A 13,162-nucleotide genomic window follows, 5' to 3' on the forward strand; every position below is an offset into this window, starting at 1 on the left:
CCGCCGAACAGGCCGACGGTGCGGCCGTTGCCGCCCCGCCCGGCGTTGCCACCCATGTCGGGCCCGCCACCCGTTCCGCCTCTCCCGCCGATGCCGCCGAACAGGCCGCCGGCGCCGCCGTTGCCCCCGGCGTGGCCGGCCTTGCCCGAGCCACCGTTTCCGCCGTTGCCGAACAACCATCCGGCGTCTCCGCCGTTTTGGCCGGAGAACTGAGCCCCGTTGGCGCCGTTGCCGATCAGGGGACGGCCGGTCAGGAGCAAGCTGGGCGTGTTGATGGCGGCGAGCGCCTCCTGCTCAACGGTTTGCAAGGGGTTGGCGTTGGCGGCCTCGGTGAGCGCATATTGTGCCGCCCCACCGTTGAGCAGCTGCACAAACTGCTGATGAAACGACGCCGCCTGGGCGCTGAGGGCTTGGTAGGCCTGGCCGTGCTCGGCGAACAGTGAGGACACCGCAGCCGAAACCTCATCGGCCGCGGCCGTCAGGATGCCCGTCGTGGGTGAAGCGGCAGCCGCATGCGCGGCGTTGAGTGTGGAACCAAGGTTCTCCAAATCCGCAGCCGCGGAAGCCAATATCTCCGGAGCCGCCACCAGAAAAGACATCGTTACCCCTCTACCCTCAACCGTTGACGACGACCACCTGCGACGTGAGACGAGCCGATCCTGAGCTGAAGGCTAGGGATGGAGGGGGCTGGGTTGCATCAGGGAAAACCCTATATTTCGCTTGCCAACCGAGATTCCCGCCGCCGCACGACGTCGCCGACCCTGCGGCGTACGCCGGCCATATACCGGCACACCGGGTCTTTACCCCACCCGGTCAACGGGATAGCGTGAGCACCCTGCGATTAAATCAAATAGTTTATTTAGGCCATGAGGTCGTCGCGAGGTAAGGAAACGGCATGCCCGAAGCCGCTGCAAAAAATGCGAACGAAAAGCTGGTCCTCGACTTCATCCATGCGGCGTACGGCGAGCGCATGGACGTCGATGCGATGACCGCGATGATGGCCGACGACTTTGTCTGGCAGCTCCATGTGCCGCTCTCGCCGGTGGTGGTGGGGCGCGACGCGGCACGCGCCGAGCTCGAAAAGCACAGCGGCCTCTCGACCGGCATGATCGAGGGGAGCGAAATCCGCACGGTCGTGTCGAACGCCGACACGGTGGTCGTCGAGCGGATCGACGTGAATGCGATGAACGGCGTCGCCGTGAAGTTCTTCGTCACAGCAATTTTCGAGGTCCGCGACGGGGCGATCACGCACTGGCGGGAGTATTGGGACACCAGCCACGTGGCGCAACAACTCGGCATCGACCCGGCGCACATGTTCGACGCGCTGGCCGGCTAACCGCTAGGAACCGTGAACGTCCGGGGTGCGAACGTGCTCTGGGCGGAACCCGCGTCCGACGATGATCGGCGGGATGAACTGCAGCGGACCGCGACCGATGAACTTGGGAACGGGGATCGGGGAGAGGTCGCCGGTCAAATTGGGCTCGACCGCCCTGTTCTGAAGGAAGACCTGCCCGGCCTGGATTATCCGGGTGGGCAGCTCGCGGCGGCGCTGAACCTTGGCGAGATCGGAATCGGTCAACCGGTTTTCGCGAAGCGGGGCGCACAGAATATTCGCCGCGGCGACCGCGTCGGCGACGGCGAGGTTGATCCCGACCCCGCCGGCCGGCGACATGGCGTGCGCGGCGTCGCCGATGCACAGCAGGCCTGTGCGCCACCATGTCTTGAGCCGGTCCACCCGCACGTCGAGGTGGCTGGTGTCGTCCCAGGAGTGCAGGTCGTTGACGTGCTCGCGCAGCTGCGGTCGCGCGGTGACCAGCCGCTCCTTGAACGCCTCCAGCGAACCCTCGCGCGGGTCGGTCCCCTTCGGCATGAGGTGGGCGACCTGCCAGTAGTCGCCGCGATAGATCATGGCTATGAGCAGGCCCCTGCGGAGGACTCCGAAGAGCTCCTGGGGATCGCCGGGACGCCATTTCAGCCGGAACCACAGGACGTCCATGGACGAGTGCGCGGCGGCGAGGTCCAGCCCTGCGGCGGCACGCACCGCGGACTTGCGTCCGTCCGCGCCGATCACCAACTCGGAACGCACCTCCAGTTCCGGCGTGCGCACGCCGACGACCCGGTCGCCGTCGAAGATCAACTCCGTGACCTCGGCGTTGCGGATCAAGGTGAATTCGGAGTACGCGCTTGCCTTTTCGGCCAGGAAATCCAGGAAGTCCCACTGCGGCATCAGCGCGATGTAGGGCTGGTTGAAGCCCAGCCGTTTGAGCGCGCTGAAATTACCGAAAGTGCGAAGTGTCCCGTCGGCATCCATGGCGACACGCGTGATCTTGGTGTGGGGCAGGCGCAAGAACTCGTCGACGAACCCCAGCTCGTCCATGATCCGCAGCGTGGTGGGGTGCACGGTGTCGCCGCGAAAGTCGCGCAAGAAGTCGTTGTGTTTCTCCAGGACGACGACCTGGACGCCGGCGCGGGCGAGCAGAAGAGCGTGAACGAGTCCGGCGGGACCGCCGCCGGCTACACAGACCTGGGTTCGCAGAGCGGACATGCGCTGACCCTACCCGCGGGCGCGCGTGGGTCTAGCGCGCAGCTTGTCTAAGAACGGCGCACCCCTTGGAGGACCCCCGTACCGCGCTTTGGCCCAAGCATCGATCAGATGGGGATCGCCGCGAACCACGTTGTGGTCGACCATATTCCGGCGACGCAGGCCGCAGTTCTCTCCGCTTGGCCTAAACGTAATCTAAGAAAGCCCTTACTATTTTCTTAATCTTCGGGTAGCCTCGGCGGTAGTGATTCGTCGAGCGATTGCGGGGAACGGTATGAAGCGATTCGATGTCGTCGTCGTCGGTGCGAGGTGCGCCGGCTCGCCGCTGGCCGCGATGCTCGCCCGCCGGGGCGTGAGCGTCTGCGTCGTCGACCGCGCCCAGTTTCCTTCGGAGACACCGTCTACGCACATAATTCAGCCCTCCGGCGTGCAGGTGCTGGAGCAGTTGGGCGTGCTCGACGATGTCTTGGCGGCCGGCGCGGTCCCGCTCGATCGCATGACGATGGTGATCGACGACGACGTTCGAATCGAGGCGACGACCGACCCCGCGATCAAAACACCCCGCGGCGTGTGCGTTCGGCGGGTGACGCTGGATGCGTTGCTGGTCAACGCGGCGGCTGCGGCGGGCGCCGATGTTCGCACGGGTTTGCGCGTCACAAACCTCATCAGCGAAGACGGGCGCGTCACCGGGGTGGACACGGGGAACGGCCCCATCCATGCGCGATTGGTGGTGGGCGCCGACGGTCGCCACTCGACGGTCGCCGCGCTCGCCGGTGCCCGCGAATATCACGTCGCGCCGCCCGGAAAGATGTTTGCCTGGGCCTATTTCGAGCACGTCCATGACCGGGAAGGGCACGCGCGGCTTGGCCGCCGTGGCGATCTCGGCTTCCTCGCCGGCCCGACCGATGGCGATCTCTACATGGCCGCGATCGGGATCGATATGGCGAAACAAGCCGAGTTCCATGCCAATCGTGACGCCAACTTCGCCTCTGGCCTACGAGCCTGGCCCGAACTTTCCGACGTGATCGGGGACGGGCGACGCGTCGGCCCCATCCGGGTAGTGGCGAAGTGGCACGGGTACTTCCGAGAGGCCGCCGGCCCCGGGTGGGTCCTCGTCGGCGATGCCGGGCACTTCAAAGATCCGTCGCCGGGGCAAGGCATCGGCGACGCTTTCCGCCAGGCCCGTCGGCTGGCCGATTCGATCGAGGGTGGGCTGGGCTGCACCGGTCCCGACGACGCCATGCAGCAATGGTGGCGGTGGCGCGACGACGATGCGTATGAAATGCATTGGATGGCAAGCGATTTTGGTAGGCCAGGCGCGTCGACGCCGTTCAATACCCGCTTGATGAAGGATATCGCCGCCGATCCGGAAGCCACCCAGACGCTTCTCGGCGTGCTCAACCACGAGGTCCGCCCGTCACGCCTTTTCACGACGCCCCTTGTCATGCGGGCCGCGGCGCGTGCGTTACGCGATCGGCCCGATCGCCTGATCGCAACGCTCAAGGAGATCGTCGAAGCGGGGAAGCGCAACGCCCGCCGTTCCCGGCAGGGACGGATCGCGGCGTGGGCCGGCGAATGCCCTACGTCTCACTCGGCGATCGAAAATCCTGTCCCCGCCACCAGCCCACGGCGGCGCTGATGCGCTCGGGGGGAGCGCCGGCGTCGGCGCAGGTTTCGGCGACGACTTCGGCGGACGCGGCGGCAAACACACCGAACGCGTAGTCGTCCGAGGGCACGGCCACGGCCATGAGCAACCGGACCTGTCCGCCGCGCGCCGAAATCGCCACGGCGTGGTCGTTGAGGCGCTGAGCGGTTTGGCCCATCCACTGCGCGGGCGCGCTGGGGCCATACCACTCGACAAGAAACGAGTGTGTTCCCGCGTCGATGCCCGCCACCCCGGCCACGCTATAGCCGGCGGCGCCCGCTTACATCAGGGGTTTGCCTACTCATATCCAATTCTGATTTTCGGGATTGCATTGCTTGGTACAGCTCCGCACGGGAGCGAATGCCCAGTTTGCGATAGATGCGGCTGAGGTGGACCTCCACCGTCTTGGGACTGACGAACAGCGCCGCGGCGATGTCGCGGTTGATCATGCCCGAGGCGGCCAGCTCGGCGACGCGCCCTTCGGTCGCGGTCAACCCCTGCTCGCGCCGCCTGCCTCGGACACCCGCGCGTCAATTCCGCTTCGGCGCGCCCTGCACACCGTGGCGCCGAGGCGCTCAAAAGTCCGCAGCGCCTCGCGCAGGCTCGCTGTACCCGCCTCGCGGCGGCGATGGCGACGTTGCAATTGACCGAGCAACAGTTGGGTACGGGCCCGCTCGAACGGCATTGCCAGGCGTTGGTGCTCGCCCATAGCCCGCTCGGCGGTTGTCAGCGCGGCGGCAACATCACCGCGTGCCGCCTGCAACATCGCGCGACAACGTGCGCCGGTGGCAAGCATCCACGGCCGATCGAGCCGACTGCCGTTGCGCTCGAGGGCATCGACCAGCGGCTCGGCGTCGTCGAATTGGCCCAGGCCGATCATCGCCTCCACGGAGTCGGGGATGAACGACGACTGGATGATCTCGGTCGCGCCGATCGACGAATCCAACTGAAAAAGCAGCGGCCTCACTGCATCAAGGACCGCCTGGTAGTTATCCAAAGACAATTCGAGAAAACCCAGCGCGGTGAAAGCCCACTCGCGCAGCCGGAACGAGTTAGCCCGCTCAAACCCAGCTAGCCCCGCGGCGACATCGCTTCGCGTCAGCTGCTCATCCCCGCGGTAAGCCGCGACCACCGCCCGGCTGGTAACTGCGGCGGCCAGGGGCACATCGCCGCCAAGCTGGCGCGCGCGTTCGACCGACTCCCCGGGCGATCACCGCCGCTTCGTCGTAGCGACCTCGCCAGACACTGTTGAGTACGGCATTGAAGTCAATGAAGCTCAGCGCCGGCGTTCGTGACCGTTATTCGGCGCCTCGCTACCGAAGGTCCGGTGGTGATCGCGATCGACGACCTGCAATGGGTGGATACCTCCAGCGCGAATGTGGTGTCGTATGCCGCGCGGCGGCCGCCCGGGGCGGCCTTGGTGTGCACGACGCGTACCGAGCAGGCCGCTTCGCGCCTACAGCTGCCCAGTCCGGACGGGCGCGCCGAATCCGACTGCGGTCCTTATCCGTTGGTGAGCTGCATCAGGTCCTCTCGCTGCGGCTGGGCCGCTCGATCGCTCGCCCTACGTTGCTACGTATCCACGAAATCGCCCGCGGGAATCCCTTTTTCGCGTTGGAACTGGCCCGGGAACTCGGCTCCCACGGAAGTCAGTTGCTGCGCCAAACGGTGCGGGCTGTCTTAACAATCGTCCCTTAGACAGGCTTTTTGTGCCGCGGTCGGTGACCCTGCCGTCAGGACATGGTCGCCGGCGCGGCGGACCGGTGATGCCGGGCTTGGTTTCCGCCGCATCGCTTGGCTTCGTACATGGCGGTGTCGGCATCGGCGACCAGTTGGCGCAGTGCCTGTTCCACGTCGTCGCAACCCACGCTGCGCAACGCCAGGGTGGCGGTCCCCACGCTGGCCGTCACCGAGGCGGGGATCGCCGCGACCGCGTTGCAGAACTTGTGACCCCATCCTTGCGGCCGGTGTGTCGCTATGACGTCTGCGATCAGGAATTCCTCCCCGCCGACGCGGCCGACGACGGCGCTGTCCTGGCACACGGCGGTCAGCGCGCGGGCCGCCGCGACGAGCGCCTCGTCGCCCGCGGCGTGCCCTCTGCTGTCGTTGACCGCTTTGAAGTGGTCGAGATCGACCATGGCCACGGCCAGGAACATGTGGTCGTGGCCGGCAAGCATCCGGCCGATGATGGCGCGGTCGCAGGCGCGCCGATTCAGCAGACCGGTGAGCGGGTCGCGGTCGGCGCGCAACAAATCCACGCCCAGCGCCCGGATGACGATATGGATGGCGAAGGGGACTACCACGTTGAGTTCGAGCACGAGAAAGTAGCCGGTGAAGGCCAGCGTCGTCTCGCCGGCGGCGACCAGGCGGGCCACTTCGACGGCGCCCGCCGCGCCGGCCAGCAGGAAATTCACGACCATATATCGCGCGGTGTGGAAAAACGCGAGGTAGCCGCCCGACACGGCCAGGGCCGAACACGCCATCAGGGCGACGATGGGTTGGGTTTGCGTCACGCAACCGATCACGATGCTCGCGCTGCCCGTCATCGCAAAAAAGATCGATTGGCGTCTCGTGGGCCAGCGGGTCAGCCAGAGCACCGCCATGACTAGCCCGATCGCTCCGCACAGCACCGAGGCCGCGAGCGAAAGGCCCGGGAAAAACGGGGTCGTTCCCCACAAAACGTTGACCGGCCATAATGCCAGCGAAGCCGATACCCCCGCCATGATGCGGCGAGTGGGAGTGCTCAACCCGTGAGCCTGCAGGTAGCCGGTGAGCCAGTCAAAATGGTCAGGCCGTCGCCACGACGCCGCCAACCAACTCATTGCGAGCCTTCCCGACTACCGGATTCACCGACCGATGTCGCTGAAGCATGGCTTGGATTTCTACCAAAGTAAACCCGATAGCGCGAATTAGGGGAGCCAATTCGAGAGTGCCGGTTCTCGGGCAAACGCGCACCAAAAGCACGCGGTTTAAGTGAAATCCGCGATATTCGATCCGGCCGTCTTCATTCCGCGCCCGCACAGGAAAATAGGTTTGTTCGAAGCGGCTTCGACGTACCCGAGGGCTGCACGGCCATTCGTCAACCCACGACGGACCGTTCCAACGTCGCCAGCGACGCGGCGAGGTAATCCTCGGCGAAGATCGGCATCTCGCCGACCTGCTCGCGGAACTCCTGTGGCGTCCCGCTCCAGTCATAGGTGAGGGTGACGTCGGTGCCATCGCCGTTCGGGGCGAGGTCGTAGCGCCAGAACCAGCCGCCGGGATTGTGGTTGCCCGCGTCGTCGAGCTGGCCCGGCATCCACCCGATCGCGCGGTCCCTGTCGAACACGTGCACGAGGTTGTGGACGACGTAGTCACCACCGGCCCGGGTGAGGAACATGTTCATCGCGAACATCTGTCCCTCGCCGGTGATCGGCCCGGCGTCCACCGCGTCGCGTACCCAGTCGGTGGGCTCGGTGGTGCAGTGGCGGGCGGGGTCGGCGAGGACGGCGAAAATCTCTTCCGGCCTCGCGGCGATGGTGCGGGTGGCGACGTAGCGTTCGGCGGTCGTGGTCATGCGTTGTCCTCGCTTCCGTAGGCCCGGGCGATATCGGGGGAGTCGAGCCACCCCGAGTATGTCGGCCGGGACGGCCATCCTTCGGGCGAATCGAGCCATTCCTCCTGCCGGCCCCACGGCAGGATGTCGATCAGCCCGAAAGAATGGCTGAGCTGCTCGGTGCCCCGCCCGTTCGTGTGCCAGGTGCGGTAGACGGTGTCGCCGTCACGCAGGAACACGTTGACCCCGAAGCCCCCGCCGGGCGGTGCGTCCATATCGGCGCCGAACGAGCTCTCCGACGACGAATACCACTCCATCCGGTTGCCGACCTTGCGCTTGTAGGCGAGCGCCTCGTCGATCGGTCCATTGGTGACGATGACGAAGCGGGCGTCGTAGTTGTCGAGGAACTCCAGCCGGGTGAACTGCGACGTGAAGCCCGTGCACCCGCCGCACTGCCACTCGGCGCCGTCGGACCACATGTGGTGGTAGACGATGAGCTGCGACCGGCCGTCGAACACATCGACCAGGCGGACGGGTCCGTCGGGCCCGATCAGGGTGTAGTCCGGCAATTCGACCATCGGCAGCCGGCGCCGTTGGGCGGCGATCGCATCCAGCTCCCGGGTGGCGGCCTTCTCACGCTTGCGCAGGTCGTCGAGCGCGGCGCGCCAGGTCTGCTGATCGACGATCGGGGGCAGGGCATTGGGCATCGGATCCACCCTCTCTGTTTTGACGCTGTCGATTACTCCGATCTCATAGGTATGACTGGTGGCACGCCCGAAACTCATCGCCGACGCTTGCCGGCGCGGAATTCAGCGCCGCTTAGCAGGGAGGATCACCGGCTCACCGCGGCGATTTCCGCTATCGCGTCGATCACCGCGTCCGGCTGGTCCAGCGAGACAAAAGTTTTCGCGTCGGGCGCCTCGATCAGCTTCGCGTTGCTGAACAACCCGGCCAAGCGCCGGCCCAGGCCGGGGGTGAAGCAGCGGTCCCGCTGGCCCCACACCAGCGTGACGGGCTTCGTGAACCGGGGGAGGCGGGTGGCCACGTCGGTGAGATCGAAGCGGGCCACGCTTCGCGCCAGCGCCGCGAGGTCGCGGCGGATGCGCGAGTCCTTGAGGCAGGGTTGCAGCCAGGCGGCGGTGAGGTCCGGATCGGGCTTGTTGATGAGCAGGCCGTAGCCGAATATCGACTGCCGCACCCTTCGCGACCGCAGTGGTTGGGATAGCGCCTTGATTGAGGAGGGGCTACGAAGCGCCCGAAACGCGACGTCGTAGGGGAAGGGCGGGCACTTGTCGAAGGCGTCGCAGTTGGTGAGCACCAGCCGGCCGATCCGGTCCGGGTGGGCGTCGACCACCAGTTGGCATATCCCGCCTCCGGTGTCGCTGCCCACCAGCGTCACGTCCGACAGGTCGAGGTCGACCAGCGCGTCGTTGACCATCTCGGCGACGCCGGGCAGCGACAGCGCGGTGGCGTCACTGACCGGGATGTTGTGCGAGCCCAGCGGCCACGTCGGCACGATGCAACGGAACCCCCGACGCGCCAGGCCGTCCGCGACCTCGCGCCACAGCCGCCCGTCGGCCAGGATGCCGTGCACGAACAGGACCGGCGCGTGCGGGGAATCCTGCGGTCCGAATTCGTGGTATTCGATGGTGGCCTGCCGAAGTGCGAGCTGGGGCATGTCGGTTGTTCCTCCTGGTGCGTTTCGTTCCGACCCTTCGACTGTTATCGCACTTCATGGCCGCTGCCAGGTCTACCCGACGAACTGCCAACCACTGCCAAATCGCCTCACGGCTCCAGGTTCAGTTGCGCCGCGCCGGTCGTCACGTCCAGAGGCGCCGACACGTGGTCGTGGGCGATGAACCAGTGGCCGTCGAGCTTGCGGAAGCACGTCGTCGCCCTGACCCAGAAGCCGGTGGTCGTCGTGCCGCTCCTCAGCGTGCCGCTGAGCCGATTGAGGCTGTGCGCGAATGCGACGTCGTCGCCCACGGTGACCGTGAGGTCGCGGATCTCGTAGCCGAGCGGGTGCTCGTATGCCGCGAACACGCGCTCCCAGTTTCGCCGTTTGGCGTCCGCCCCCACGTGTTGCAGGGGCGGTTCGAGGTCGAAGGACACGACGTCCGGGGTGTAAACCGACATCACGGCTTCGAGATCCGCATCGCGGATCGCGCCGGCCAACCGGTCGGTTCGTCGTCGAATGTCGGCCTCGTCGTCCGAGTGCTCAGTCGCAGTGGTCACGGGATTTACGCTAGCCGCGCCGGATGGGCCTTGACCTCCATGCGCGGGCTCGGTTCGATGATTTGTACGCCGACAGGGGAGGACCGCAATGAAGACGTTGATTCGCCGGGGGGTGTCCGCCGCGACGGTGGCATTGGGGTCGATGGCCGCGGTGACGATCGCGATGCCGCCGGTGAGCTCGGCGGAATGCGCAAACGGGGAGTGGTGGGACGCGAAGGCCAACATGTGTCGCCCCGCCGGGGCGCCGTTACCGCTTGGGTGCGACCCCGGGCAATGGTGGGACCCGACGGCCAACGTGTGCCGACCACTCGGTGTCGGGCCGCAACCCTTGGCGTGCGACCCGGGCCAGTGGTGGGACCCGACGGCCAACGTGTGCCGTCCGGTCGGCGTCGGCCCGCAACCGCTGGCATGCGACAACGGCTGGTGGTGGGATCCGACCTCCAATGCCTGCCGTCCGCCCCTGGTGCCGCCGCCAGGGTGATAAGCCTTCGGGTTAGCGGATCGCCGATTAGCGGATCGCCGAACGTGAAGCTGTGGCGAGATTTTCGTCGTTTTCCGCCGTAGCTTCACGCTCGGCGCATGTCCGCCGGCCAGCCGCGACGAGTTGCGGCGAGTTGACACCGCGTTGCGAATTGTGCGCGACCTGTAGCACCGTTGCCGTGGGGATCCGCCATCAGGGATCGATGAGAGCGTTGAACTCGGCCACGCTGTGCACGCCTTCGAGATAGTTGAACGATCCGCTGTCGAGCACTTCACGCGCGGCCCGAACGACGGCGGTCAGGGCGGCACGGCAAAACGAGGTGCCGATAGTCACCCTGCGCACCCCGAATTCCCTGAGTTCGGCAACGGTGAATCGGACCGTCCCGATGCCGGCAACGTAGTTCAGCGGCTTCGAAACGCTGCTGCACGCGCGGCGAAGGGCTGCTTCGTCGGGCAAACCCGGCGCGTAAAGCACATCGGCGCCGGCGGCTTCGAAGGCCTGCAGCCTCGACAGCGTGTCGTCGAGGTCGGGTCGGCCGCGGATGAAGTTCTCGCAGCGGGCCGTCAGGGTGAAGGGGTAGGGCAGGGACCGCGCGGCGTCCACGGCGGCCTCGATTCGTTCGATCGCCAGCTCGCGGTGAAAGATCGGGTCGTCAGGCCGGTATGTTGCGTCTTCGATCGAGGCTCCCGCCAGGCCGACCTCGCCCGCGAGACGCACCGTCTCTGCCACAGCCTCGGGCGACGCACCGAAGCCGTTCTCCAGATCCGCGGTCACCGGCAATGGCGTCGCATCGACGATGGTGCGCACATGCTCGAGTGTTTCGTTCCTGCTGACGGCGCCATCGCCGTCGCGTCTACCCAATGAAAACGCCAGTCCCGCACTGGTAGTCGCCAGCCCTTGAAACCCGAGGTTGGCGAACAACCGGGCGGTGCCGATGTCCCAGGGATTCGGGAGCAACAGGATCTCGTCATCCTCGTGGAGGCGACGGAATCGTTCGCCGCGCTCGGCCCGCACTGTGCTATCCATTCCGACTCCCATCCACCGTTTGCGATCAGACATAGCACCAGCCACCGACAATTGCGCAAACGTTTCCGCGAGTCGACGTAGAAGTCCGGGCCGGTAGCCTTGTTCGGCGTGAGCGACTGCGTCGTCGTTAAGGTCAAGCCCGGCAGCCGAAAGGGACCGCTAGTCGAAGTCGGCTCTGATGACGAGCTGACGATCTACGTCCGGGAGCGGGCGGTGGAGGGCAAGGCCAACGAGGCGGTCGTCCGGTTACTGGCCGAACACCTTCAATTGCCAAGAAGCCGAGTCGAGTTGGTGTCCGGAATGACGTCGCGGATCAAGCGTTTCCAGGTGAGCCGTTGAGTGGATGAAACAAAGTGGGCTGGTGCGAATTACCGCACCAGCCCACTGTCAGGTTTGTGAGTTTCTTAGACGGCCGACACTCCTACTGCCTGAGGACCTTTCGCTCCCTGCCCAACCTCGAACTGAACCCGCTGGTTCTCCTCGAGCGAGCGGTAGCCGCTGCCCTGGATCTCGGAGTAGTGGACGAAAAGGTCCTTGTCGCCCTCGTCAGGGGTGATGAAGCCGAAGCCCTTGTCGCCGTTGAACCATTTCACAGTTCCCTGTGCCATTTACTTACTTCTCTCATTTCAAATTGGATGTACCAAAAACATCCAAGGGGCAAGGGTAGCAGGCGCTGGAAAAGTCCGCGCTCAGCTCGACGCGCTGAGGATCTTGATTGCGAAGACGAGGGTGTCGCCCGGCCGGATCCCCGCGCTGGGCTGACCGTTCGGGTAGCCATCCGCGGAGGTCATTGCGACCGCGACGGTCGACCCGACCTTTTGTCCCGCAATCGCCTTCTGGAAGCCCGGCACGACTCCGCCCAGGGGGAAGTCAACGGATGCGCCCCGTTCGTAGCTGCTGTCGAACACGGAACCGTCGCGTCCGTTGACGCCCATATAGCAGACGGAAACTTTGGCCGTGGCCGGGACCACCGGCCCATCTCCGGCGTGCAGCGTCTGAACCTGGGTCTGAGTCACGCTGAACGGTGTCGTCACAGTCACCCGAGGAGCCGTCGTATCCGTGGATCCAGTGACCGCGACGCTGCCGGTGGTCCCGGTCAGCGTCCATTCGGGTGTCCCGCCACCCTGCGGTGCGGCGGTCGGGCACGAGCCGGCCGCGGTTGCGGTCCCGGGTGTGGCCAGTGGGAGGACGAGCGCCGCGACGCACGCCGCAAGCGTGATGGAGGAGGACTTCACGGCCGTCACGCTACAGCCACTCGTTTTCCGGAGTGGTGTCAGGACGCGGGAGGGGAAACGCACTCGGCGGGTTCGGATTCACACAGTGGCGTGACCCCCCGGAATCGATACCGGTGCGCGGCCACCCACCGATAGACCGCCTCCTGCACCGCGCGGATCCCGGGCAAGCGGTAGATACGTAGCGGCAACTGCGTTCCCAGAGCGGTCGATAGCGCCGCGTTCATCCCCTCCGCACCGGCGAACACGGCGCCAGACGAATCCAGCCACCAACTCGATTCCAGTAAGCGTTCGGTCGGGATTCCCAGCCGCTCGGAGACTCCTGGCTTCTGCATGGGCTCGGTTCGCAGCCGCCCAGTCCGGTTCAGCCGGAGCAGGCCGTTCCGCGCGCGCGTGCACACCCCGCACTTTCCATCGAAGATCAGAACGCCGTCCATACCTCAATTGTGCCCGCACGGGGGCGTGT

Annotated in this window: 18 protein-coding genes; 4 read left to right on the top strand and 14 right to left on the bottom strand. The window is 66.1% G+C overall.

The window, feature by feature from the left end; genetic code table 11:
• Positions 1-599, bottom strand: a 599-nt coding sequence (locus tag A5655_RS11055; protein ID WP_156764819.1) for a PE family protein, incomplete at its 3' end; no start/stop codon positions are given.
• Positions 600-895: 296 nt separating this feature from the next.
• Between A5655_RS11055 and A5655_RS11060 the strand changes: the two genes are divergently transcribed.
• Positions 896-1,336, top strand: a complete 441-nt coding sequence (locus A5655_RS11060; RefSeq protein ID WP_067009601.1) for a limonene-1,2-epoxide hydrolase family protein — start codon at positions 896-898, stop codon at positions 1,334-1,336.
• 3 nt (positions 1,337-1,339) lie between these two features.
• Here the strand turns inward: A5655_RS11060 and A5655_RS11065 are convergent, their stop codons facing one another.
• A complete protein-coding gene (locus A5655_RS11065) occupies positions 1,340-2,545 on the bottom strand; it encodes an FAD-dependent oxidoreductase (RefSeq protein WP_082978600.1) in 1,206 nt (401 codons plus the stop codon).
• A gap of 271 nt (positions 2,546-2,816) precedes the next feature.
• Here A5655_RS11065 and A5655_RS11070 point away from each other — a divergent pair, with 271 nt between their 5' ends.
• Positions 2,817-4,181: an NAD(P)/FAD-dependent oxidoreductase gene (locus tag A5655_RS11070; protein ID WP_067009604.1), complete on the top strand. Its 1,365-nt coding sequence runs from the start codon at positions 2,817-2,819 to the stop codon at positions 4,179-4,181.
• Here A5655_RS11070 and A5655_RS11075 read toward each other — a convergent pair.
• The 8 genes from A5655_RS11075 to A5655_RS11110 all read right to left on the bottom strand — a co-directional run bounded on the left by A5655_RS11075 (position 4,123) and on the right by A5655_RS11110 (position 9,957).
• Positions 4,123-4,437, bottom strand: coding sequence for a hypothetical protein (locus A5655_RS11075; RefSeq protein ID WP_156764820.1), 315 nt, complete (start codon positions 4,435-4,437; stop codon positions 4,123-4,125). The genes A5655_RS11070 and A5655_RS11075 overlap by 59 nt on opposite strands.
• 10 nt (positions 4,438-4,447) lie before the next feature.
• Positions 4,448-4,681 carry a helix-turn-helix transcriptional regulator gene (locus A5655_RS28660; RefSeq protein WP_067009607.1) on the bottom strand — a complete coding sequence of 78 codons (234 nt, stop codon included), beginning with the start codon at positions 4,679-4,681 and terminating at the stop codon, positions 4,448-4,450.
• A complete protein-coding gene (locus A5655_RS11085) occupies positions 4,678-5,319 on the bottom strand; it encodes a hypothetical protein (protein ID WP_231999130.1) in 642 nt (213 codons plus the stop codon). Before A5655_RS11085 ends, A5655_RS28660 begins: the two co-directional genes overlap by 4 nt.
• A gap of 601 nt (positions 5,320-5,920) precedes the next feature.
• The gene (locus A5655_RS11090; RefSeq protein ID WP_067009613.1) at positions 5,921-7,009 is read right to left on the bottom strand and encodes a diguanylate cyclase; all 1,089 of its coding nucleotides are present in this window, start codon (positions 7,007-7,009) and stop codon (positions 5,921-5,923) included.
• Positions 7,010-7,266: 257 nt separating this feature from the next.
• Entirely contained in the window at positions 7,267-7,743 is a 477-nt protein-coding gene (locus A5655_RS11095) for an SRPBCC family protein (protein WP_067009616.1), read from the bottom strand.
• A complete protein-coding gene (locus A5655_RS11100) occupies positions 7,740-8,429 on the bottom strand; it encodes a DUF899 family protein (RefSeq protein WP_067009759.1) in 690 nt (229 codons plus the stop codon). Before A5655_RS11100 ends, A5655_RS11095 begins: the two co-directional genes overlap by 4 nt.
• 125 nt (positions 8,430-8,554) lie before the next feature.
• Entirely contained in the window at positions 8,555-9,400 is an 846-nt protein-coding gene (locus A5655_RS11105) for an alpha/beta fold hydrolase (protein WP_067009619.1), read from the bottom strand.
• Positions 9,401-9,507: 107 nt separating this feature from the next.
• On the bottom strand, positions 9,508-9,957 hold the full coding sequence (locus tag A5655_RS11110; protein ID WP_067009762.1) for a nuclear transport factor 2 family protein: 450 nt from the start codon (positions 9,955-9,957) through the stop codon (positions 9,508-9,510).
• An 88-nt stretch (positions 9,958-10,045) separates the two neighbouring features.
• Here A5655_RS11110 and A5655_RS27090 point away from each other — a divergent pair, with 88 nt between their 5' ends.
• Positions 10,046-10,438 carry a hypothetical protein gene (locus A5655_RS27090; protein WP_082978602.1) on the top strand — a complete coding sequence of 131 codons (393 nt, stop codon included), beginning with the start codon at positions 10,046-10,048 and terminating at the stop codon, positions 10,436-10,438.
• Between the two features lie 192 nt (positions 10,439-10,630).
• Here the strand turns inward: A5655_RS27090 and A5655_RS11115 are convergent, their stop codons facing one another.
• Complete coding sequence (locus A5655_RS11115) at positions 10,631-11,452, bottom strand: oxaloacetate decarboxylase (protein WP_067009622.1); 822 nt, start codon at positions 11,450-11,452, stop codon at positions 10,631-10,633.
• Between the two features lie 120 nt (positions 11,453-11,572).
• Between A5655_RS11115 and A5655_RS11120 the strand changes: the two genes are divergently transcribed.
• The gene (locus A5655_RS11120) at positions 11,573-11,803 is read left to right on the top strand and encodes a DUF167 domain-containing protein (RefSeq protein ID WP_067009765.1); all 231 of its coding nucleotides are present in this window, start codon (positions 11,573-11,575) and stop codon (positions 11,801-11,803) included.
• Positions 11,804-11,868: 65 nt separating this feature from the next.
• On the opposite strand, the gene A5655_RS11125 is transcribed toward A5655_RS11120, so the two are convergent.
• The 3 genes from A5655_RS11125 to A5655_RS11135 all read right to left on the bottom strand — a co-directional run bounded on the left by A5655_RS11125 (position 11,869) and on the right by A5655_RS11135 (position 13,133).
• Positions 11,869-12,072 (bottom strand): cold-shock protein, encoded by a 204-nt coding sequence (locus tag A5655_RS11125; RefSeq protein WP_067009625.1) that lies wholly within the window; start codon positions 12,070-12,072, stop codon positions 11,869-11,871.
• 81 nt (positions 12,073-12,153) lie between these two features.
• A complete protein-coding gene (locus A5655_RS11130) occupies positions 12,154-12,708 on the bottom strand; it encodes an FKBP-type peptidyl-prolyl cis-trans isomerase (RefSeq protein ID WP_067009628.1) in 555 nt (184 codons plus the stop codon).
• Positions 12,709-12,737: 29 nt separating this feature from the next.
• Positions 12,738-13,133 carry a thiol-disulfide oxidoreductase DCC family protein gene (locus tag A5655_RS11135; RefSeq protein ID WP_067009630.1) on the bottom strand — a complete coding sequence of 132 codons (396 nt, stop codon included), beginning with the start codon at positions 13,131-13,133 and terminating at the stop codon, positions 12,738-12,740.
• Positions 13,134-13,162 lie beyond the last annotated feature (29 nt).

Source organism: Mycobacterium sp. 1081908.1 (genome assembly GCF_001673535.1).
Classification (GTDB): Bacteria; Actinomycetota; Actinomycetes; order Mycobacteriales; family Mycobacteriaceae; genus Mycobacterium.

Excerpts from the sequence above, each read along its gene's own strand:
- A5655_RS11125 (WP_067009625.1), bottom strand. The coding sequence starts at position 12,072 with ATGGCACAGGGAACTGTGAAATGGTTCAACGGCGACAAGGGCTTCGGC.
- A5655_RS11090 (WP_067009613.1), bottom strand. The coding sequence starts at position 7,009 with ATGAGTTGGTTGGCGGCGTCGTGGCGACGGCCTGACCATTTTGACTGG.
- A5655_RS11065 (WP_082978600.1), bottom strand. The coding sequence starts at position 2,545 with ATGTCCGCTCTGCGAACCCAGGTCTGTGTAGCCGGCGGCGGTCCCGCC.
- A5655_RS11100 (WP_067009759.1), bottom strand. The coding sequence starts at position 8,429 with ATGCCCAATGCCCTGCCCCCGATCGTCGATCAGCAGACCTGGCGCGCC.
- A5655_RS11095 (WP_067009616.1), bottom strand. The coding sequence starts at position 7,743 with ATGACCACGACCGCCGAACGCTACGTCGCCACCCGCACCATCGCCGCG.
- A5655_RS11105 (WP_067009619.1), bottom strand. The coding sequence starts at position 9,400 with ATGCCCCAGCTCGCACTTCGGCAGGCCACCATCGAATACCACGAATTC.
- A5655_RS11135 (WP_067009630.1), bottom strand. The coding sequence starts at position 13,133 with ATGGACGGCGTTCTGATCTTCGATGGAAAGTGCGGGGTGTGCACGCGC.
- A5655_RS11060 (WP_067009601.1), top strand. The coding sequence starts at position 896 with ATGCCCGAAGCCGCTGCAAAAAATGCGAACGAAAAGCTGGTCCTCGAC.
- A5655_RS27090 (WP_082978602.1), top strand. The coding sequence starts at position 10,046 with ATGAAGACGTTGATTCGCCGGGGGGTGTCCGCCGCGACGGTGGCATTG.
- A5655_RS11070 (WP_067009604.1), top strand. The coding sequence starts at position 2,817 with ATGAAGCGATTCGATGTCGTCGTCGTCGGTGCGAGGTGCGCCGGCTCG.